Source organism: Saccharopolyspora griseoalba (assembly GCF_042665275.1).
GTDB classification, from domain to species: domain Bacteria; phylum Actinomycetota; class Actinomycetes; order Mycobacteriales; family Pseudonocardiaceae; genus Saccharopolyspora; species Saccharopolyspora griseoalba.
In genome coordinates this window covers 244,816-265,715 of the sequence record NZ_JBHTCJ010000002.1, presented here as the reverse complement: position 1 = coordinate 265,715, position 20,900 = coordinate 244,816, and the positions used below count along the sequence as shown (strand labels likewise).

The following is a 20,900-nucleotide window of genomic DNA, read 5'->3' as shown; positions in this document are numbered from 1 at the left end:
CGTAGTGGGGGGAAAGCAGTCACGGGCCCGGAAGATCGACCGGGCGCCGCTGTTGGCAGCGCTCGGCGTCGAACTCGACGCCGAGCTGCTCACCCTCGCTCTCACCCACCGCTCGTTCGCGTACGAGAACGGTGGCCTGCCGCCCAACGAGCGGCTGGAGTTCCTCGGCGATGCCGTGCTCGGCCTGGTGATCACCGATCACCTCTACAACGAGCACCCGGACCTGCCCGAGGGGCAGCTCGCGAAGTTGCGGGCCAGCGTGGTCAACATGCACGCGCTGGCCGGTGTGGCGCGCGGGCTCGGTGAGGGCGGTCTGGGTGAGTACCTGCTGCTGGGGCGCGGCGAAGAGCTCACGGGGGGTCGGGACAAGGCGAGCATCCTCGCCGATGGTCTCGAAGCCGTCCTCGGCGCCGTCTACCTGGAGAAGGGCATCGACGTCGCGCGCAGCGTGGTGCACCGGCTGTTCCAGCCGCTGCTGACCGAGGCGCCGCGGCGCGGTGCCGGTCTGGACTGGAAGACCAGCTTGCAGGAGCTGACCGCCTCGACCGGCATCGGCGTGCCCGAGTACCGGGTCGAGGAGGAAGGCCCGGACCACCGCAAGGAGTTCCGGGCGCAGGTCTCCGTCGGCGGCACGGTCTACGGGCGCGGTGACGGCAGCACCAAGAAGGAAGCCGAGCAGAAGGCCGCGGAGGCCGCTTGGCGCTACCTCGACGACCAGCAGCAGAACGCGGGCGTCGAGGCCGAGCAGCAGGCGAGCTCCGGCGACGAGCAACGAGCGGCCGTCGACGACACCCCGGCTTCCTGACCCGCCGGTCCTCGCTCGGCCCGCTTGGGACAGGATTGACCCGTGCCCGAGTTGCCCGAGGTCGAGGTCGTCCGCCGCGGTGTTGCGGAACACGCGGTGGGTCGCCCGCTGTCCAGCGTCGAAGTCCTGCACCCGCGTGCCGTGCGCAGGCACGTGCCCGGTCCCGAGGATCTCGCGAGCCGGTTGGCCGGTCGGGTGTTGACCGCCGCGCGGCGTCGCGGCAAGTACCTGTGGCTGGAGCTCGACGGGCTGCCGGAGACCGGTGGCGAAGCGCTCGTGGTGCACCTGGGCATGAGCGGGCAGCTGCTCGTGCAGCCCGCGGACGCGCCGGACGAGAAGCACCTGCGGGTGCGCATGCGCTTCGCCGACGGCGGTCCGGAGCTGCGCTTCGTCGACCAGCGAACCTTCGGCGGGGTGCACCTCGACGAGCTGGTCGTCGTCGACGGCGTCGCGCTGCCCAAACCGGTCGAGCACATCGCGCCCGATCCGCTCGAACCGGTCTTCGACCTGGCCGGGCTCACCGAGCGGCTGCGCGCGCGCCGCACCGGCATCAAGCGGGCGCTGCTGGACCAGAGCCTGGTCTCGGGGATCGGGAACATCTACGCCGACGAGGCGCTGTGGCGGGCCAAGCTGCACTGGGCGCGGCCCACGGCGACCATGACCCGGCCCAAGGTGCGCGAGCTGATGAGCGCGGTCACCGAGGTGATGGGTGCGGCGCTGGACGCCGGCGGGACCTCGTTCGACGCCCTGTACGTCAACGTCAACGGCGAGTCCGGGTACTTCGAGCGTTCCCTCGCGGTGTACGGGCAGGCCGGTGAACCGTGCCCGCGGTGCGGGGCGCCGATCCGGCGGGACGCCTTCATGAACCGCTCCTCGTACTCCTGCCCGGTCTGCCAACCCAAACCCCGCAACGCGCACGCCTAGCCGCCACGCGCGCCTCCGCGCACCGCGCCGCGCGGGAGGCCGTTCCCCGGCGGTCGTGGTGACGGGTCTCGGAGTCGGCCCCGCCTCCGTGGCCGTTGGCCTCGACGGCTCGGCAGTGCTGCGACCCAGGTCGTGGGGGCCTCCACGACCTGCGCGTCCACTTCGCAGCCCGTGCTCCGCACCCCGGAGAAACGCTGGTCCGGACGTAGCGGAGCCTGCCCTCGGCGATGTGCTCCCTCAGCTGTTCGACGGTCGGCCCCGGGGCGTTGTCGTTAGTAACCGCCGACGGTCATCGCCGGTGCCCGGCCCACTGCGCACTGCCCACCACGGATCTTCCCGCCACCTGGGCAACCGGCGCAGGCGTTCGGCTGCCATGAAGGTTCCCCTCCTCGTCCCGTTCTCCTTCCGGGCGTTCGCGGTGACCGGGTTCGCTGGGAGCTCCGCGTGCGTCGGCTGCGCTTCCGCTGGGAAGTCGGCTCCCAGCTGATTCCCAGCGAGCGTCAACGGCCCTCGCACCTCGGTTCGGCTTCATGGACGCCGAAGCCGGATGAGAGGTGGTGGGAGATGAGTGCCGTGCAGCTCGGCGCCGAGGAGACGCCCCGAACTCCGCGCCGGACGGCCAGCGTCGACGTGGTGGTGCCGGTGCACAACGAGGAACGCGCCCTTCCCGGGTGCCTGCAGGTGCTCGGCGAGCACCTCGGCGAGGACTGGCCGTTCAGCTGGACGATCACCGTGGTCGACAACGCCAGCACGGACGCGACCCTGCAGGTCGCGCAGGAGCTGGCCGATTCGATGCCCAACGTGCGGGTGCTGCACCTGGACCGCAAGGGGCGTGGTCTGGCGTTGCGCACCGCGTGGGCGCAGAGCGACTCCGATGTCGCGGTCTACATGGACGTCGATCTCTCGACCGGGCTCGACGCCTTGCTTCCCCTGGTCGCGCCCCTGGTGAACGGGCATTCCGACCTGGCCGTCGGTTCCCGGTTGGCGCCGGGTTCGCGGACCGTGCGCGGGGGTCGGCGCGAGATCATCTCGCGCTGCTACAACGCGATGGTCCGCTGGAGTCACGGTGCGCGGTTCTCCGACGCGCAGTGCGGTTTCAAGGCCGTCCGAACGGACGTGATCCGTCCCCTGCTGCACCGGGTCGAGGACGACTCCTGGTTCTTCGACACCGAGCTGCTGCTGCTCGCCGAGCACAACGGGTTGCGGGTGCACGAGGTCCCGGTCGACTGGGTCGAGGACGTCGACACGAGGGTCAACGTGGTCAGGACCGCGACCGACGACATCGCGGGGCTGGTGCGGGTGGCCCGCGCCAAGATCAGGGGAACCGCTCGCGTCGAGGGCCTGCCGCGGCGTCCCGAGCCGCGCGCCGCGCACCCGAGCGCGGTGCTGGCCGAGCGCGAGAACGGCTTGCTGTGGCAACTGGTCTCGTTCGGCGCGATCGGCGTGGTGTCCACGGTGCTCACCTCGGTGCTCTACGCGGTGCTGCGCACGTGGTGGCCGCCGCTGCTGGCGAACCTGGCGGCTCTGATCGCCACCACGGCCTGGAACACCGAGGCCAATCGCCGCTGGACGTTCCTGCAGCGCGGCACCTCGGGTCGAGTGCAGCTGCAGGGGCTGATCGTGTTCGCGCTGTACTACGTGGTGACCTCCGGCGCGCTGCTCGGGCTCCACCAGTGGGCGGGGGATCCGTCGCGCGGGCTCGAGGTCCTGGTGCTGGTGGTCTCGTCCGTGGTGGGAACCGCTCTTCGGTTCGTGCTGCTGCGGTCCTGGGTGTTCCGGGCCGGCGAAGGAAGGGAACCTTCATGCTGACCGTCGAGCAGACCGCCGCGGAGCGGGAGGAGGCGAACTCCGCTCCGCTGCTGAGAAGGCTGGCGCTGGTGGGAATCTGCGCGCTGGCTGCCGTGCTCTACCTCTGGGGGATCGGCGATTCCTGGGGGAACGGCTACTACTCCGCGGCTGTGAAGTCGATGTCGCAGAGCTTCGAGAACTTCTTCTTCGGCTCCTTCGACCCGGCCGGTGTGGTCACCGTCGACAAACCGCCGATGGCGCTGTGGCTGCAGGTCATCTCGGCGCAGATCTTCGGGTACGGCAAGTTCTCCGTGCTCTTCCCGCAAGTCGTGTGCGGCGTGCTGGCGGTGTTCGCGCTGCACCGCACCGTGCGCCGGTGGGCCGGTGAGCACGCCGCGCTGATCGCGGCGCTGGTGCTGGCCGTCAGCCCGATCACCGTGGTGATCAACCGGGACAACAACCCGGACACGCTGCTGGTGCTGCTGGTGCTGGCCGCGGCCTACGCGATGACGCGCGCCATCGAGACGCGGAGGTCGACGGGCTGGGTCGCGCTGGCCGCCTTCCTGATCGGCTGCGGATTCCTGACCAAGATGCTGCAGGCGTGGATGGTGCTGCCGGCCTTCGCGGCCGCCTACCTGATCTGTTCTCGCCACGGTTGGGTCCGGCGACTGGCCGACCTCGGCGTGGCGGCCGCGGTGCTGTTCGTCAGCTCGTTCTGGTGGGTCCTGGCGACGGAGATGTGGCCTTCTCCCAAGCCCTACATCGGTGGTAGCACCGACGGATCGGCGCTGGACCTGGTCTTCGGCTACAACGGCTTCGGCCGGATCCTCGGCGGCGAGGGCAACGGTGCCGGCGGCGGACCCGGGGGTGGAGGTCCCGGCGGTGGTGGCGCTGGGTTCTCCGGTTCGTCCGGGGTCCTGCGGATGTTCAACGACCAACTGGCCGGTCAGATCAGCTGGTTGCTTCCCCTGTGCGCGTTGCTGCTGGTCACGATGCTGGTCGTGGGCGTGCGGCACTGGCGCTCCGAGCAACCGCTGCAAGCCGGGGCGACCGCGGGCTGGCTGCTGTGGGGCGGTTGGCTGGGCGTGCTGTGGGTGATGTTCAGCTTCGCCCGGGGCACCATGCACCCCTACTACACGACGATGATGGCGCCCGCGATCGGAGCGATCACCGGTGCCGGGCTGGTCCGCTCGTGGGGCTGGTACCGGCAGCCGGGGAGGGCGTGGTTGCTGCTGCCCGCCGGCGTCGTGGTGACGGTCGCTTGGGCGATGTCCGTGGTGGCCAGGGATCTGACCTGGCACGCCTGGGCCGGGTATCTGGCGGTGGCCCTCGGCGGGGTCGTGGTCGTGGCGCTGGTGCTCGGCCGGTTCCGGGGTGGTGCGGCCCGCGCCGGGCTGGTGCTCGGGATGGTCGCGATGCTGACGGTGCCCACCACCTGGTCGGCCATCGGTGCTCTCGCCGGTGGGCGCGGCACGATGGGTGGCGCCAATCCGACCGCGGGCCCCTCGACGATGAGCGGCGATCCCGGTGGTGGCGGCCCTGGCGGGAACCTTCCGGGCAGTGGGGAGGGCCTGATGCCCTCCGGTGACCAACCGCCCGGTGAGGGCTCGGGCGGGCAGAGCGGTTCCGGCTCGAGGCCCGGGCCGCCCGGCGGCGTGGGCGGCGAGACGCTCAGCTCCGACCAGCAGAAGGTGCTCGAGCACGTGCGGTCGATCGCCGGTGAGAAGAAGGTTCCCCTGGCCATCGAGGGCGGGTCGATGGGCTCGGCGAGCTACATCATCAACTCGGACCTGACCGTGATCGGCATGGGCGGGTTCACGGGCTCCGACGATGCGCCGTCGGTGCAGCAGCTGACCGGGTGGAAGAACAACGGCGAACTCGGTTTCGTCGTGCTCGGCGGCGGGATCGGCGGCCCCGGCGGACGGGGTGGTGGCCCCGGTGCGCAAGGCGGCGGCTCCGGTGGCCAGGACCGGCGAGGCGAGCAGGCCCAGCGTCCGGAGGGAACGACCTCCTCGGCCGGAGACCGGATGCCTGGGGGCGGGCAGGAGCGCGACGAGCGCGAGCAGTGGGTCGAGGACAACTGCACCGAGGTCGATCCGGCCGCCTACGGTGCCACGCCCGACTCCGCTCTCGAGCTCTACAGCTGCTCCTGACCGGGCGGACGGGGCGCGACCGGACCGGGCGGTCGCGCCCTTCCGCAGCGACGTGCCGCGTTCAGGGCGCGCCCAGGAAATTCCCAGGGAGATGGACCAGAGTGGACGGCGTGGCGGGAAGTGCTGGTCGAGTGCTCGTCGTGGACGACGAGCCGAACATCCTGGAGCTGTTGAGCGCGGCGCTGCGGCTGAGCGGGTTCGAGGTGCGCGGTGTCGAGACCGGGGCGGAGGCGCTGCGGGCGGCCGCGTCGTTCGAACCCGACATCGTCGTGCTCGACGTGATGCTGCCCGACCGGGACGGTTTCGCGGTGGCCGGGGAGCTGCGGCGGTCGGGCGACGACGTGCCGGTGCTGTTCCTGACCGCGCGCGATGCCGTGCAGGACCGCATCGCCGGGCTCACCGCGGGCGGGGACGACTACGTCGCGAAACCCTTCAGCTTGGACGAGGTGGTGCTGCGGCTGCGGGCGATCCTGCGGCGGGTGCGTCCCGAGCGCACCGACGAGCCCACCTTGCGCTACCAGGACCTGGAGCTCGACGAGGACACCTACGAGGTTCGTCGGGGCGGGCAGCTGGTGAACCTCTCGCCGACCGAGTTCAAGCTGCTGCGCTACTTGATGATCAACGCGGAGAAGGTCGTCAGCAAGATCCAGATCCTCGACCGCGTGTGGGACTACGACTTCGGCGGGGACAGCCGGATCGTCGAGTCCTACATCAGCTACTTGCGCCGCAAGATCGACACCGGGTCGGCCACCCCGCTGATCCACACCATCCGCGGTGTCGGCTACGTCCTGCGACTGCCCCCGGAGCGGCGATGAGGGCCCTGCGCACGCTGCGCGGACGGCTGGTCCTGACGCTGCTGGGCGCGCTGGTCGTGGGCCTGCTGCTGATGGGGTTCACCAGCGTGGCGCTGCTGAACCGGTCGTTGATCGAGCGCACCGACGAGCGCCTGGTGGAGATGTCCCGGCCCTGGCAGGAAGGTCGTCACCCGCCGCCGGACCCGGAGCGCGACGACCCGCGGCCGCCGGACTCGAGCACCCAGCTGCCCACCGACTTCCGCGTGCTGGTGTTCGACCGGTCGGGGCAGCAGCTGGGCGACGTCATCGGCGCCACCCGGGGCGAACCCGGTGGCCCGCGGGTGCTCGCCCCGCTGCGCGGTCCGGAGTTCGCCACGGTCCCGGATCGCGGTCACGGCGCGGACTGGCGGGTGCGCCGGGTGACCACGCCCGAGGGAAGGGCCGTGGTGCTGGCGCTGTCGATGGGAAACCAGCAGTCGACCGTGCAGCAGCTGGTGCTCATCGAGCTCGCGGTGGGCGGGGCGGTGCTGCTGGTGCTGGCGATCGCGGCGGCGGGCACGGTTCGGTTGAGCCTGCGGCCGCTGGCGCGCATCGAGAACACCGCCGATGCCATCGCGGCCGGTCAGCTGGACCGCCGGGTGCCCGAGTCCGACCCGCGCACCGAGACCGGCAGGCTGGGCGAGGCGCTCAACACGATGCTGGGCAGGCTCACCGACGCGCTGGGCGAGCGGGAGCGCTCCGAGCAGCGCCTCCGCCGCTTCGTGGCCGACGCCTCGCACGAGCTGCGCACGCCGCTGACCTCGATCCGCGGGTTCGCCGAGCTCTACCGGCGCAGCGAGCCGCCCGATCCGCAGGACGTGCGGATGATGATGCGGCGCATCGAGTCCGAGTCGGTGCGCATGGCCGACATGGTCGAGGACATGCTGCTGCTGGCGCGGCTGGACCGGGAGCGCAGCGTCGACCTCGTCGAGCTGGACGTGGTCGGGGTGGCGCACGACGTGGTGCAGGACGCGCGGGCCCGCGCGCCGGAGCGCGAGATCGCCCGCGCCGGTGCCGAGTCGTTGCGCGTGCTCGGCGACGGGGCGCGGCTGCGCCAGGTGCTGACGAACCTGGTCAACAACGCCCTGCTGCACACCCCGGCGGGAACTCCGGTGTCGGTGGAGGTCGTGCGGTCGGCGGCGGGGGGATCGGCGGCGGCCGCCACCGGGGTCGAGCTCGCGCCGGGCACGCCGGTGGCGGCGGTTTCGGTCACCGACGCCGGGCCGGGCATCCCGGCCGAGCACGCGGCGCGGATCTTCGATCGGTTCTACCGGGTCGACGACGCGCGCACCGCCGGGGGAACCGGCCTGGGGCTGGCCATCGCCTCGGCCCTGGCCGAGGCGCACAACGGGAGGCTGGAGCTGCACGAGACCCCCGGTGGCGGCAGCACCTTCCGCCTCCTGCTCCCGCTGCCCTGACGTCAGCGGGACGTGCCTTCGCGCGGGAGGTTCCCGTCGCGCGCGACGGGAACCTCCCGCGCGAACCGGGTCTCAGAGCTTGACCGTCGGGTTGTGGATGTCGAACCACGCGGCCATGTCCAGGGCCCGCTCGAAGGTCAGGCGCGCGGCCGGGTCGACCTGGTCGGACGGCTGGGCCAGGGCCTGGTTCAGCCAGTTCTCGTCGAGCAGGGACAGCGCCGGGTTGCCGTCCTTGACCAGCTCGCGGACCTGGCTCTGCAGCTCCTTGGCGTAGTTCGGGTCCTGGGTGGACGGGTACGGGCTCTTGACCCGCTCGACCACCGACTTGGGCAGCGTGTCGGCGGTGGCGTGCCGCAGCAGGCTCTTCTCCCTGCCGTCGAAGGTCTTCAGCGACCACGGGGTGTTGAACACGTACTCGACCAGGCGGTGGTCGCAGAACGGCACGCGGACCTCCAGCCCCACGGCCATGCTCATCCGGTCCTTGCGGTCCAGCAGGATTCGCACGAACCGGGTCAGGTGCAGGTAGCAGATCTCGCGCATCCGCCGCTCCAGGCCGTCCTCGCCGTCGAGGTGCGGCACCTCGCCGATCGCGGTGCGGTAGGAGTCGTTGATGAACGCGGGGATGTCGAGGGCGTTGGAGACCTCGGGGGCGAGCATGTCGAACGGGTTGCCGCCCTGCGCCTGCATGGCGGCCAGCCAGGGGAAGATGTCGGCGTCCCGCGCGGCCGGGTCGTGGAACCACTTGTAGCCGCCGAAGACCTCGTCGGCGGACTCGCCGGACAGCGCCACCGTGGAGTGCTCGCGGATCGACTTGAACAGCAGGTACAGCGACTGGTCGAGGTCGCCGAGGCCCATCGGGAAGTCCCGCGCCTGCACCGCGGCGCGGCGCACCTCCGGGTCGGCCAGGGTCTGCGGGTCGAGCACGATGTTCTTGTGGTCGGTGCCCACGTGCTGGGCGACGTCGGCGACGTAGGGGCCGTCGGGGGTGGCGCGCATCGGGTCGGGCACGAAGTTCTCGGTCTGGCCGAGGAAGTCGACCGCGAAGCTGCGCACCTGCTCGCCGGAGTCCTTGAGGTGGTTTCCGGCGAGCGCGGTGATGGCGCTGGAGTCCAGGCCGCCGGAGAGCAGCACGCAGCGCGGCACGTCGGAGATCAGCTGGCGCGCCACGATGTCGTCGAGCAGCTCGCGGACGCGGCCGACCGAGGTCTCCTGGTCGTCGGTGTGCTCGACGGCCTGCAGCTTCCAGTAGGTGCGCTCGTGCAGGCCCTTGCGGTCGACGGTGACGACGGTGCCCGGCTCGACCTCGCGCATGCAAGCCCACACGGCCTGGCCGGGGGTCTTGACCATGCCGAACAGCTCGCGCATCCCGTCGGCGTCGACGACCTTCTCGGCCAGCGGGTTGGCCAGGATCGCCTTGGGCTCGGAGCCGAACAGCACCCCGTGCTCGGTGGGGTAGTAGTACAGCGGCTTGATGCCCATCCGGTCGCGGACGAGCAGCAGCTGGTCGTCGCGGGTGTCGAAGATGGCGAAGGCGAACATGCCGTTGAGGTGCTCGGCGACCTTCGCGCCCCACTCGAGGTAGCCGTGCAGGACGACCTCGGTGTCGCTGTCGGTCTCGAACCGGTGGCCGCGGCGGCGGAGCTCGTCGCGAAGCTCGGTGAAGTTGTAGGCCTCGCCGCTGTAGACGATGGTGACCCGGCCTTCCGGGTCGGTCATCGGCTGCGCACCACCGGGGAGGTCGATGATGGCCAGCCGCCGGTGGGCGAGAGCCGCGTGCGGGCTGACCCAGGTGCCGCCTGCGTCCGGCCCGCGGCAGGTCATCGTCTCGCACATGGCGTCGATCGTGGACCGGTGCTCGGTCAGGTCGCGCTGGAAATCGATCCAGCCGGAGATTCCGCACATACCGGGTGCGCTCCAGTTCCTCGGGTCTCGCGGTTTTCGGGGTGGGTGACGACGACCGCCCCACTGGTTAGCGAGATTAACGAAATCGTTGCATCGATGAAACCAACTGACCGAGTGAACTCGCCCACGCGCAAAGCGTGCGCGCGCGGCGAAAACGACGAATCCCCCGCACCTTTCGATCTCCACCGTCCGAACTGGACGTCCCGGTGGCCGGAACCGGCCGGGGTCGGGCCGCGGGATCTTCCCGAAGTCGGTGAGACGCGCCCCCGCGCGCTGCTAATCTGGCTCGCGGGATTGTGATCAGCCGCCACGACCTGGGGGTTCGCCGTGACGACGCCTGTGCAGCCGCCGGCCGGCGGGCAGACCATCACGGTCACCGAGGACAACGTGCTCGAAGTGCGCAGGACGATCCTGTCCGCGGCCGAGGAAGCGCTGCACCGGCTGCAGAGCATCGCGCCCGGGCTGCAGGTCACACCGCCCGCCACCGACGAGGTCAGCAGATCAGCGGCCGCGTACTGGACCGCCAAGCTGGTGGGTGCCGAGGACTCGCACTTCCAGCGGTTGCTGCAGTACGTCGACGACGTGATCGCGCTCGGCGAGCAGGTCGGCGAGGCGGCGCGGCAGTACGGCCACACCGACGAGGAGATCCAGGCCTCCTTCCAGCTGCGGCGGCAGGCATGAGGGCCACCGCGCGCGGTGCCCTCGCGGCGCTCGGAGCGGTCGCCGCGCTGTCCGGGTGCACCGTCAACGGGCCCGACCCGGCACCCGCCCCGCAGACCGAGCCCTCCGGGCTCGACCTGCCCCGGCGGCCCGGCGACCTGCCGGTGGCCGACAAGCAGCGCGACGAGATCTGCGGCTGGCTCACCCCCGAGGGCAAGGCGTCCATCCCGGTCGGCGAGATCTCCGGGCGGCCGCTGAGCAGCAACGGCGCCAACTACCCGGGCTGCGGTTTCCTCGGCCAGGACGGCCCGGCCAACTACGGCATCGGGGTCCGGGTGGTGCCCGAGCCGATCGACCGGTTCGTCGAGCAGGTCAACTCGAACCCGGACACCCGGCGCACCTACGAGCTCAACGGCTACGGCGCGGTGCAGAGCCAGGTCTGGGGCGCGGAGAACATGGGCTGCGACGCCTACGTCGACGCCGCCGAGGGCCGGACGCTGTGGATCAACCTGATGCTGTTCACGCCCGGTGGCCTCGACACCGACCAGATGTGCGGAAAGGCCCAGCTGGCCGCCAAGGCGGCCGTGGCGACCCTGCAGGTCCAGCGCTAGGGGGCGACATGACCAGTATCGATCCCATCCGCGACCTCCGGTTCGAGGGAATGGACATCCCGCAGCTGCGGGAGTGGATCAACCAGATCAAGCAGGGCGCGGGCACCGAGTCGATGCAGAGCGCGGTGCGGGCGCTGGAGGAGTGCGTGCAGGTCGTCACCGATCTCGACGACACGCTGCGCCGCGAGCTCGGCAAGCTGCAGATCAACTGGGAGGGCAACGCGGGCAGCCTCGCCGCCGAGGCGACCCGCCAGCGCGACGCGGTGCTGGCCGGAGCCGCGGACCCGCTGGCCCGTTCGGCCAGCAGCGTCGCGGGGCAGGGCGAGGGGTTCGAATCCGCGCGGCACGAGCTGCCCAACACCGACGAGCTGTGCCACCAGGAGTCGGAGAACTTCTTCGAGTGGGCAGGTGGCGGGTTCGGCTACGAGTCGGACTACGACGCCGAGGCCAAGCGCATCGACGCGCAGAAGAAGGCCGCGCAGGCGGCGCTCTCGAGCTACCGGGACACCTCGGTCGAGCACGCCGAGGCGCACCGCCCGCTGCCGACGACGCCCGCCGGGACGGTTCAGGCCGGCCAGCCCTCGGGTTCGGTGCCGAGCGCGGGGATCGGGCCGATGCCCTCCGGTTCGGACGCGGGTGGCGCCGCGGTCGGGGGTCTCGTCGGCGGAACCGCGGGGCGCAGCACCGCCGGCGGCGCGAATCCCGGGACCGCACCGGTTCCCGGCGCTCGACCGGGCGGGAGCACGCCCGTCCCCGATCGGCGGCGCAGCGGCGAGGACCGCGTCGGTGCCGGCGAGCGGAAGCCGGGAGAACCGGAAGACCCGCAGCGGCCTGACGACCCGCGGCGCCCGGACGAGCCGGGGCGCCCGGACGAGCCGGGGCCTTCCGAGCAGCCCGAGGAGCACGTCGCGCAGCTCGGCGAACGGCAGGACGACGACGGCGGGATCGGGACCGGCACCGCGCTCGGCCTCGCCGCTGGTGGTGCGGCCGTGCTCGGCGGCGGGGCCTACGCGGCCAAGCGGCTGCTCGGCGGGAAGGGCGCCGCGACCAAGGGCGGTCCGGCCACCGGGGGTGAGGCGAAGAACGCCGCGCCGCGCGCCGGTTCCTCGACCGGGGTCGCACCCGGCGACGTCGTGGCGGGCAAGACCGCGGGCAGGACGCCCGGCAGCCGCCCCGCGCCCGGGTCGGTGCTCTCGCCGGCGGCCACGCGCGGGGAGGGGACCGAGGACGGCGAGCACGAGAACGACTACGCCGTCGAGGAAACCCCGTTCGACGACGAGCGCCTCGTCGCGCCCGCCGTGCTCGGCGAGCAGGGCGAGGACGCCGACGAGGACTCCGACGAGCCCGAGAAGCGGGACTGACGTGCGCCCCGGAGCGGAGGCGGACTCGATCTACCTGTCCGCGCTGGAGTTCGACGTGGCCTGCGAGGCCGAGAAGCTCACCGACCGGCGGCACATCGTCCTGGACGTGCCCAGCCCCGGCGCCACCCACACCGAGCGCGCGCGGCTGGTCGCAGGGGCCTGGGACGAGCTGCGGCGGCGCGGGTTGGCCGAAGCCGCCAGGGATCGGCTCGACGTCGAGTTCGCCGACCTGCTGGCGCTGCTCGACCGCCCCGAGCGCGGCATCGACCTGCGGATCTGGGCCGACCGCTCGATCCGCGCGCTGGCCTGCGCGAGCGCGGGAGCGGGCGTGCTGGTGATCGTCGACGGCGACCTGGTCGAGATCGCCCCCATCCGCGGCGGTTCATTGGCCGCGGCGGCGGTGTCGGTCGCGGGCGAACTGCCGCCAGGTCCGGGGCGTGCGGTCAGCCTGCCCAACGACGTGCTGCGCGAAGCGGCGAAGGTCAGCGGAACCGCCGATCAGCTCGCGCTGACCGACGAGCTGCGCGCGCTGGGCGTCCCGCACGGCGACGCGGCCGACGTGGCGAACATGTCCGCGGGCATGGCGGTGCGCGGTCAGCTCGGCGCCGAGGCCAACCCCGGGCGCGGCAAGCCGGAGCGCGCCGGGCGGGTCGTGGCCTTCCACGACACCGACCGCGGCCGCTACCTGCACGTGGTGCGCCGCACCGGCGACGGCCGGGCCTGGAGCACCATCGCCCCGGCAGACAGCGCCCGCCTGACCGAGTACGCGCGGGAGCTGCTCGCCGAGGTGTGGTCCGACTAGCCGAGCGGCGCCGACCGGTCGGCCTCAGCGCTCGCGGAGTTGGGCCCGGACGTCCTCCGGGATCCGGCCGGTGTGGTCGATCGGCGTCCACGGCTCGCTGCGCACCCACTGCGAGCCGCACCCGCGGCAGGCCAGCAGGGGGAGACCGTCGACCAGCCGGGGAGTGCGGTGCCAGGAGCACAGCGATCGGCACGCGTGCGCGGCCAGCTCCATCAGCCGGATTCCTGGGTCGTGCTGCTGCGCGACGTGCTCTCGCCGGTCTCCGGCGGGGAGGAGCTGGTGCTCGACGTCGTCGGCGGCGAGCTGGACGTCGGGGTCGAGCTGGTCGGCCTCGGCGGCACCGTGAAGGTGTTGCCCGGGTCGTGCGTCGGGCTCGGCCGCTCGGGCGGCGGAGCGGGTGCCTCGGTGCTCGTGGGCATCTCGGAGTCCTCGGTGGTGCTCCGCGTCGTCGTCGCCGAGGAGGAGCCCGCCGAGCTGGTCGGCGGCGGTGGTGGCGGTGGCGGGTGCATCGACGGGGTCGTCGAGGAGGTGTGCGGTCGGGAGGTGGAGGTGGGCTTCAGGGTGAAGTCGGGCGTGGCCACGTCCTGCTTGGCCGCGCCGGCCACCACCGCGGCGGTCGTCGCGAACACGGTGGCCGCTGCGATCCCGGAGGCGGCCAGGACTACTAACCGCTTCGGCCGGGCGTCCGGGTCTTCGTCGAAGTTCGGATCCATCGGTGCCCCACTGGTAGACGGTCGGGCGGCCGTGTCGGATGCCCCCGAATCATCCGGCATGCGCCGAGCTGGGCGGATCATACCGGCCCGTGATCGTCCCGCCTCGCGCCGCCGGGGGATGTGCCCTCCGACCGGCGGCGCGGCATCATCTCGCACGTGACGGAATCGGAGCAGGCACGACTGACGGCATGGGTGCACGGATACGTCCAGGGCGTGGGTTTCCGCTGGTGGACCAGGTCCCGGGCGCTGGAGCTCGGGCTCGTGGGCAGCGCCACCAACCTCCCGGGGCGGCGCGTGGAGGTCGTCGCCGAAGGCCCCCGGCGCGCGTGCGAGCAGCTGCTGGAAGCCCTGCGCTCCGGCGACACGCCGGGACAGGTCGACCACGTCGCCGAGCTCTGGAGCACGCCGAAGGGCGGTCTCGCGGGCTTCGTCGAGCGCTGAGGGCTTCACCGGGGGCCGCCTGGGCATTTCGGGCGCGAGGCTCCTGCGGTTCCGGTCGAAACTGCGCGCAACCTGCGGTTCTGCGTTGTCGCTGCGGGCTCGACCGGTAGGCTCTCCCGACGACGCAGTCGGAGATCCGCCACGCTTCGCAGGAAAGGTCGATCGCAGCCGTGCATCTCAAGAGCCTGACGCTGAAGGGGTTCAAGTCCTTCGCCTCGGCCACCACGCTGCGCTTCGAACCCGGCATCACCTGCGTGGTCGGCCCGAACGGCTCGGGCAAGTCCAACGTGCTCGACGCGCTGCGCTGGGTGATGGGCGAGCAGGGCGCCAAGGACCTGCGCGGCGGCAAGATGGAGGACGTGATCTTCGCCGGCACCGCGGGCCGCGCCCCGCTGGGCCGCGCCGAGGTCACGCTGACCATCGACAACGCCGACGGCGCGCTGGCCATCGACTACACCGAGGTCTCCATCACCCGGCGGATGTTCCGCGACGGCGCCAGCGAGTACGAGATCAACGGCAACACCTGCCGGCTGATGGACGTGCAGGAACTGCTGTCGGACTCGGGCATCGGCCGCGAGATGCACGTCATCGTCGGTCAGGGCCAGCTCTCGTCGATCCTGCAGGCCAAGCCGGACGAGAACCGCAGGCTCATCGAAGAGGCCGCGGGGGTGCTCAAGCACCGCAAGCGCAAGGAGAAGGCGCTCCGCAAGCTCGACGCGATGCAGGCCAACCTGACCCGGCTCACCGACCTCACCAGCGAGCTGCGCCGCCAGCTCAAGCCGCTGGGCAAGCAGGCCGAGATCGCCCGCAAGGCGAAGACGGTGCAGGCCGACCTGCGCGACGCGCGGCTGCGCCTGATCGCCGACGAGCTGGTCACCGCCCGCGCCGACCTCGCGCGCGACGAGGCCGACCAGGAAGCGGCCCGCGCCAAGCGCACCGAGGTCGAGCGCGCGCTGCAGCACGCGCAGTCCGAGGAGAAGACCCTCGAGGAGCAGGTCGCCGCCGACGCCCCGCGGCTGAACAAGGCGCAGGACACCTGGTACCGGCTCTCGGCGCTGGAGGAGCGGCTCAACGGCACGCTCCGGCTGGCCAACGAGCGCTACCGGCACCTGACCGCCGAGACCGAGGAGCACCGCCCCGGCAAGGACCCCGACCAGCTCGACGCGGAGGCCGAAGAGGCCGCCGAGGAGGAGATCGAGCTGCGCGAGCAGGTCGAGCAGGCGCGCGAGGCCCTCAACGAGGTCGTGCAGCACCGCTCCGACCTGGAGAACCGCTTCAAGCAGGCCGAGCAGGCCCACCTCGCCGCGGTGCGCGCGATCGCCGACCGCCGCGAGGGCGCGGCCCGCCTGTCCGGGCAGGTCGAGTCGCTGCGGAGCAAGGTCAGCGACAGCGCCAACGAGATCGAGCGGCTCGACGAAGCGCTCGAGGAGGCCACGGCCCGCGCCGAGGAGGCGCAGGGCCAGCTGGCCGACGCCGAGGAGGAGTCCGGCGGGCAGGAGTCCGACGACGCGGGCCTGCAGGAGCGCCGCAACAACGCGGCCGAGGCCCGCAAGGCCGCCCGCGCCCGCGTCGAGGAGCTGGTCAAGGAGGAGCGCGCCGCCGAGCGCGAGATCGCTTCCTGGAAGGCCCGGGTCGAGGCGCTGTCGATGGGCCTGCAGCGCAAGGACGGTGCGGGCGCGCTGATGTCGGCCGGTGACCGGGTGCCCGGGTTGCTCGGCACGGTGGCCGCGCTGCTCAGCGTCGAACCGGGTGCCGAGGCCGCGCTGGCCGCAGCGCTCGGCGCGGTCGCCGACGCGGTCGTGGTCTCCGGGGTCACCGACGCGGTGACCGCCCTGGAGGTCCTCAAGTCCGACGACGCGGGCCGCTCCGGGGTGGTGATCGGCTCGGCTGCCGACGTCGACCGCGCCAGCTGGCCCGCGCTGCCCGATTCGGCCCGCTGGGCGGTCGACCTGGTCACCGCGCCCGACGAGCTCGCCGGCGCGGTGCTCTCCGCGCTCGACCAGGTCGCCGTCGTCGACACCCTCGACCAGGCCCGGGACCTCGTGCGGGCCAATCCCGGCGTGCGCGCGGTGACCTCGGCAGGTGACGTGCTGGGCGCGCACTGGGCATCCGGCGGCTCGGACGACCAGCAGAGCATCATCGAGGTGCGCGGCGCGGTCGACGAGGCGGAGCGGGAGCTGGCCGCCGCCGAGCGCCGCCTGGAGCAGCACTCCGCGGCGCTGGAAGGCGCGCGCGCCGAGGAGGAGGCGCGGCGCGAGGAGGTCCGGGCGGCCGAGGAGCAGATCAACGAGGCCAAGGTCGCCAGGGCCCGCAGCACCGAACGGCTCTCCAGCCTGCAGAAGGCCGCCCGCAGCGCGACCTCCGAGGCCGACCGGATCCGCGAGCAGCGGGCCAAGGCCGAGCAGACCCGCGAGCAGTCCTTGGCCAAGCTGGCCGAGCTCGAGGAGCGGCTCGCGGTGGTCAACAACGAGCAGGAGGAGGCCGACGAGCCCGACACCGAGGAGCGCGACCGCCTCTCCGGCGAGCTCACCGCGGTGCGCCAGCAGGAGATGGACGCCCGGCTCGCCCAGCGCACCGCCGAGGAACGCGCTCGCGCCGTGCAGGGCCGCGCCGACCAGCTGCGCCGCGCCGCCCGCCACGAGCGCGAGGCCAGGGCGCGCGCCGAGGCGGCCCGGCAGGCCCGCGAGCGCGCCGCGCGCGTGACCAGCGCGGTCATCGACGGCGCCGAGACCGCGCTGGGACGCGTGACGGTCTCCCTGCAGGCGGCCACCGAGGAGCGCGACCAGGCGCAGGCCAAGCAGGCCGAGCACGAGCAGGCGCTGGGCAACATCCGCGCGCGGGTCCGCGAGCTCTCCGGCGAGCTGGAGAAGCTGGTCGACGCGGTGCACCGCGACGAGGTGGTGCGCGCCGAGCAGCGGCTGCGCATCGAGCAGCTGGAAACCAAGATCATCGAGGAGTTCGGCATCGGGCTGGACGACCTCGTCGAGGAGTACGGCCCGACCGTGCCGGTGCCGCCGGGCGCGGCGGAGATGGCCGAGTACGAGGCGGCCAAGGAGCGCGGCGAGGACGTCAGCGCCCCGCCGTCGGTGCCCTACGACCGCGACACCCAGGAGCGCCGGGCCAAGCGCGCGGAGAAGGACCTGCAGCTGCTGGGCAAGGTCAACCCGCTGGCGTTGGAGGAGTTCGCCGCGCTGGAGGAGCGCTACAAGTTCCTGTCCACCCAGCTGGAGGACCTCAAGGACAGCCGCCGCGACCTGCTCAGCGTGGTCAAGGAGGTCGACGAGAAGATCCTCGAGGTCTTCAGCTCGGCCTTCGAGGACGTGGCCAAGGAGTTCGAGACGGTCTTCAAGGTGCTCTTCCCCGGCGGTGAAGGGCGCCTCACGCTCACCGACCCCTCCGACCTGCTCACCACCGGTGTCGAGGTCGAGGCGCGGCCGCCGGGCAAGAAGGTCAAGCGGCTCTCCCTGCTCTCCGGCGGCGAGAAGTCGCTGACGGCGGTGGCCATGCTGGTGGCCATCTTCCGCGCCCGCCCCTCGCCGTTCTACGTGATGGACGAGGTCGAGGCGGCGCTGGACGACACCAACCTGCGGCGCCTGATCACCCTGCTCGACCAGCTGCGCAGCACCTCGCAGCTGATCATCATCACGCACCAGAAGCCGACCATGGAGATCGCGGACGCGCTCTACGGCGTGACCATGCGCGGTGACGGCATCACCCAGGTCATCTCGCAGCGCCTCCGCGCCGAGTCCAAGCCGGCCGAGGGGGATGAGGGCGTGCCCGAGGAGGGCGACGTCGCCGCGGTGCTGGACTAGGAACCGAACGCCGACGGGCGGGCGGGTCGCGGGCTCGAAGCGCGGCTAGCTGGTCAGCGCGAAGACGACGGCGCTGGTCACCAGCGCGACCACCAGGGCGACGCCCAGCGCGAGCGTCCACAGCGGGGCGGTGGTGCGGGCGGGGTGCCGCGGGTGCTCCGGGTCGATGCGCTTCGGGGCGGCGCGGTTGAGCAGTTCCGGTCGTCGCATCTCGGCCTGGCACTGGGCGCACTCGGCCAGGTGGGTGCGCACCATCAGCCACTCGACGTCGTCCAGCGCGCCGGACTTGAATCCCGGCAGCCGGTCCTGGAACTCGGTGTGATCCGTGTCGTGCATGCCCCGTCCTCGAACGCCTACGTGATCGAGATCGGTCGTGAGAGGCTCGTGCTGAAGGATGGTCCGCTCGATCGGGGCACCCGCAAGTCCGGTGTCGGGACCGGTCGCGGGGTGCGCGAGGATGTGCGGAGCCGGAGTCCAGGCAGGCATAGGAGATTCGATGACCAACCCGTACGGCCCGCCGCCGGGGCAGCAGCCGTATCCGCAGCAGCCGATGGCGCCCGGCTACCCGCAGTCCGGTCATCCCCAGGCGGGCCCGATGCAGTCCCCGCCGCAGGGCTACCCGCAGCAGGGCGGTTCGCCGCAGGGGCACCCGTCGGGTCCGATGCCGCAGCAGATGCCCCCGCAGGGCATGCCGCCGCAGCAGCAGATGCCCCCGCAGCCCCCGATGGCTCCGCCGCCGCCCGGGATGGGCCGGCTGCTCGTCGACTGCTCCTACCACTGGCTGACCTGGCTGTTCATGTTCTTCAAGCCGCAGGTCACGATCAACGGGCAGCCCGGCCCGAAGCTGGAGTGGGGCAAGAACCCGATCGACCTGCCGCCCGGGCAGCACCAGATCCAGGTGCACGTCAACTACCTGTGGAAGGTCGGCGAGACCACCGCGTTCATCCCGGTCAACCAGGGTCAGAGCCAGGACGTCTTCTACGCGGCCCCGACCCTGGTGTTCCTGCCCGGAGCCATGGGGCCGACGCCGCAGGAGGCCCCCGGCAAGACACCCGCCCTGGTCATCAGCGCTTGCGCGGTCGCGATCGTCTTCCTGTCGTTGCTGATCAACCTGATCGCCCTGGGCTGACGCGCGCGCACCGCTCGGGCCCCGGATCCCGCGGGATCCGGGGCCCGAGCCGTCAGGGAACCGGGTCGCCTTCGCGCTCCTCGGTGCGGTGGCGCAGCGAGAGCAGACCGCCCACCGCGAGGGTGACGAGCACCCCGAGCGGGGTGTACCAGGGGAACGCCAGGCTGGTCCGCCCGCCTTCGCCGTCCGGGAAGGTCACGCCGAACACGAAGAACAGCACGACCACCAGGGTCGCGGCGAAGGCGATGATCGCGTCGGTCTGGCGGGCCCGCTTGACCAGCAGTCCCAGCAGGAACGCGCCCAGCAGCGCGCCGTAGGTGTAGCTGGCGATGCTCAGGCCGACCTCGACCACCGGGTTCTCGGTGCTGGTGAACATCGAGGCGAAAACCACGAACACCAGGGCCCACACCAGCGTCCAGATCCGGCCCATGCGCAGCACCGCGGAGTCGTCGCCGCGCTTGGTCAACCGCTGGTACAGGTCGCTGACCGTCGAGGTCGACAGCGAGTTCAGCGACGATCCGAGCGTGGACATCGCCGCGGCCAGGATGCCGGCGATGAACAGGCCGGACAGCCCCGGCGGCAGGTCGTTGACGATGAAGCGCGGGAACAGCTCGTCGGAGCTGGCCATGCCCAGCTGGTCGGGGGAGGCGCCGCGGAAGAACGACCACAGCATGGTGCCGATGAACAGGAACAGCCCGAACTGCAGGCCCACCACGACACCGCTGGTGATCAGCGCCTTCTGGCTATCCCGCAGGGTCCGGCAGGCCAGCAGCCGCTGCACCATCAGCTGGTCGGCGCCGTGCGAGGCCATCGCGAACACCGCGCCGCCGAGCACCGCGGTGAAGAACGCGTACTGGTCGGTCACGATCGACGAGCTGAAGTCCAGCAGCTGGAACTTGCCCTCGGCCAGCGCGTGCGAGAACCAGTCCGAGGGGAGCTTCCCGGCCAGCACGACGCCCGCCAGGATCGCCCCGCCGATGTAGACGACCAGCTGGATGGCGTCGACCCACACCACCGCCTTGATCCCGCCGAGGTAGGTGTAGACCACGGTGAAGGCCGCCAGCAGCAGCACGATCTGCCAGTAGGCCAGGTCGACGCCGAAGGCCAGCAGCATCACCTTCACCGGGATCGCGGTGGCGAACAGCCGCAGCCCGTCGGCCAGCAACCGGGTGATCAGGAAGGTCACCGAGGCCGTGCCCTGCAGGGCCGAGCCGAACCGCTGGCCGAGGAAGGCGTAGGCGCTGACCAGGTTCCCGGCGAAGTAGCGGGGCAGCAGCACGAAGGCGACCACGATGCGCCCGATCAAGTAGCCGAGGGCCAGCTGCAGGTAGGTGAAGCTGCCCAGGTAGGCCACCGTCGGCACGCTGATCACCGTCAACGTGGAGGTCTCGGTGGCCACCACGGAGAAGCACACCGCCCACCACGGCAGCCGCCTGCTGCCCACGAAGTAGTCCTGCGAGCTCTTCTGCCTGCCGCTGAGCAGGATGCCCACAACCGGCATCGCGATCAGGTAGACGCCGATCACGACGAGGTCGAGCGCTCTCATAT

The 20,900-nt window shown here is 71.9% G+C and carries 18 protein-coding genes; 13 read left to right on the top strand and 5 right to left on the bottom strand.

Going from position 1 to position 20,900, the window contains the following annotated elements:
• Positions 1 to 4 precede the first annotated feature (4 nt).
• The 6 genes from rnc to ACFQRI_RS05350 all read left to right on the top strand — a co-directional run bounded on the left by rnc (position 5) and on the right by ACFQRI_RS05350 (position 7,921).
• A complete protein-coding gene (rnc, locus tag ACFQRI_RS05375; protein WP_380665074.1) occupies positions 5 to 805 on the top strand; it encodes a ribonuclease III in 801 nt (266 codons plus the stop codon).
• A gap of 42 nt (positions 806 to 847) precedes the next feature.
• Entirely contained in the window at positions 848 to 1,729 is an 882-nt protein-coding gene (gene mutM, locus ACFQRI_RS05370; protein ID WP_380665072.1) for a bifunctional DNA-formamidopyrimidine glycosylase/DNA-(apurinic or apyrimidinic site) lyase, read from the top strand.
• Between the two features lie 564 nt (positions 1,730 to 2,293).
• A complete protein-coding gene (locus tag ACFQRI_RS05365) occupies positions 2,294 to 3,538 on the top strand; it encodes a bifunctional glycosyltransferase family 2/GtrA family protein (RefSeq protein ID WP_380665070.1) in 1,245 nt (414 codons plus the stop codon).
• Positions 3,532 to 5,670, top strand: a complete 2,139-nt coding sequence (locus ACFQRI_RS05360) for a glycosyltransferase family 39 protein (RefSeq protein WP_380665068.1) — start codon at positions 3,532 to 3,534, stop codon at positions 5,668 to 5,670. Before ACFQRI_RS05365 ends, ACFQRI_RS05360 begins: the two co-directional genes overlap by 7 nt.
• A 110-nt stretch (positions 5,671 to 5,780) precedes the next feature.
• Entirely contained in the window at positions 5,781 to 6,485 is a 705-nt protein-coding gene (locus ACFQRI_RS05355; protein WP_380665066.1) for a response regulator transcription factor, read from the top strand.
• Positions 6,482 to 7,921, top strand: coding sequence for a sensor histidine kinase (locus ACFQRI_RS05350; protein WP_380665064.1), 1,440 nt, complete (start codon positions 6,482 to 6,484; stop codon positions 7,919 to 7,921). The genes ACFQRI_RS05355 and ACFQRI_RS05350 overlap by 4 nt, the downstream gene beginning before the upstream one ends.
• 72 nt (positions 7,922 to 7,993) lie before the next feature.
• On the opposite strand, the gene asnB is transcribed toward ACFQRI_RS05350, so the two are convergent.
• The gene (gene asnB / locus ACFQRI_RS05345) at positions 7,994 to 9,823 is read right to left on the bottom strand and encodes an asparagine synthase (glutamine-hydrolyzing) (protein WP_380665062.1); all 1,830 of its coding nucleotides are present in this window, start codon (positions 9,821 to 9,823) and stop codon (positions 7,994 to 7,996) included.
• Between the two features lie 327 nt (positions 9,824 to 10,150).
• Between asnB and ACFQRI_RS05340 the strand changes: the two genes are divergently transcribed.
• From ACFQRI_RS05340 to ACFQRI_RS05325, 4 genes are read left to right on the top strand one after another with little or no spacing between them, the layout of a single operon-like run.
• The gene (locus tag ACFQRI_RS05340; protein ID WP_380665060.1) at positions 10,151 to 10,504 is read left to right on the top strand and encodes a hypothetical protein; all 354 of its coding nucleotides are present in this window, start codon (positions 10,151 to 10,153) and stop codon (positions 10,502 to 10,504) included.
• The gene (locus tag ACFQRI_RS05335; RefSeq protein WP_380665058.1) at positions 10,501 to 11,094 is read left to right on the top strand and encodes a DUF3558 family protein; all 594 of its coding nucleotides are present in this window, start codon (positions 10,501 to 10,503) and stop codon (positions 11,092 to 11,094) included. The genes ACFQRI_RS05340 and ACFQRI_RS05335 overlap by 4 nt, the downstream gene beginning before the upstream one ends.
• A gap of 8 nt (positions 11,095 to 11,102) precedes the next feature.
• Complete coding sequence (locus ACFQRI_RS05330; protein WP_380665056.1) at positions 11,103 to 12,455, top strand: PPE domain-containing protein; 1,353 nt, start codon at positions 11,103 to 11,105, stop codon at positions 12,453 to 12,455.
• 1 nt (position 12,456) lies between these two features.
• Entirely contained in the window at positions 12,457 to 13,257 is an 801-nt protein-coding gene (locus ACFQRI_RS05325) for an ESX secretion-associated protein EspG (protein ID WP_380665053.1), read from the top strand.
• Positions 13,258 to 13,281: 24 nt separating this feature from the next.
• Here the strand turns inward: ACFQRI_RS05325 and ACFQRI_RS05320 are convergent, their stop codons facing one another.
• Positions 13,282 to 13,470, bottom strand: a complete 189-nt coding sequence (locus ACFQRI_RS05320) for a hypothetical protein (protein ID WP_380665051.1) — start codon at positions 13,468 to 13,470, stop codon at positions 13,282 to 13,284.
• Positions 13,470 to 13,970, bottom strand: a complete 501-nt coding sequence (locus ACFQRI_RS05315; RefSeq protein ID WP_380665049.1) for a hypothetical protein — start codon at positions 13,968 to 13,970, stop codon at positions 13,470 to 13,472. The genes ACFQRI_RS05320 and ACFQRI_RS05315 overlap by 1 nt, the downstream gene beginning before the upstream one ends.
• A gap of 156 nt (positions 13,971 to 14,126) precedes the next feature.
• Between ACFQRI_RS05315 and ACFQRI_RS05310 the strand changes: the two genes are divergently transcribed.
• Positions 14,127 to 14,411, top strand: a complete 285-nt coding sequence (locus ACFQRI_RS05310) for an acylphosphatase (RefSeq protein ID WP_380665047.1) — start codon at positions 14,127 to 14,129, stop codon at positions 14,409 to 14,411.
• Between the two features lie 170 nt (positions 14,412 to 14,581).
• Positions 14,582 to 18,223: a chromosome segregation protein SMC gene (gene smc / locus ACFQRI_RS05305; RefSeq protein ID WP_380665045.1), complete on the top strand. Its 3,642-nt coding sequence runs from the start codon at positions 14,582 to 14,584 to the stop codon at positions 18,221 to 18,223.
• A gap of 45 nt (positions 18,224 to 18,268) precedes the next feature.
• Here smc and ACFQRI_RS05300 read toward each other — a convergent pair whose 3' ends face one another.
• A complete protein-coding gene (locus ACFQRI_RS05300) occupies positions 18,269 to 18,559 on the bottom strand; it encodes a zf-HC2 domain-containing protein (protein ID WP_380665044.1) in 291 nt (96 codons plus the stop codon).
• A 160-nt stretch (positions 18,560 to 18,719) separates the two neighbouring features.
• Between ACFQRI_RS05300 and ACFQRI_RS05295 the strand changes: the two genes are divergently transcribed.
• Positions 18,720 to 19,352 carry a hypothetical protein gene (locus ACFQRI_RS05295; RefSeq protein ID WP_380665042.1) on the top strand — a complete coding sequence of 211 codons (633 nt, stop codon included), beginning with the start codon at positions 18,720 to 18,722 and terminating at the stop codon, positions 19,350 to 19,352.
• Between the two features lie 52 nt (positions 19,353 to 19,404).
• On the opposite strand, the gene ACFQRI_RS05290 is transcribed toward ACFQRI_RS05295, so the two are convergent.
• Complete coding sequence (locus ACFQRI_RS05290) at positions 19,405 to 20,898, bottom strand: sodium:solute symporter (protein ID WP_380665040.1); 1,494 nt, start codon at positions 20,896 to 20,898, stop codon at positions 19,405 to 19,407.
• Positions 20,899 to 20,900 lie beyond the last annotated feature (2 nt).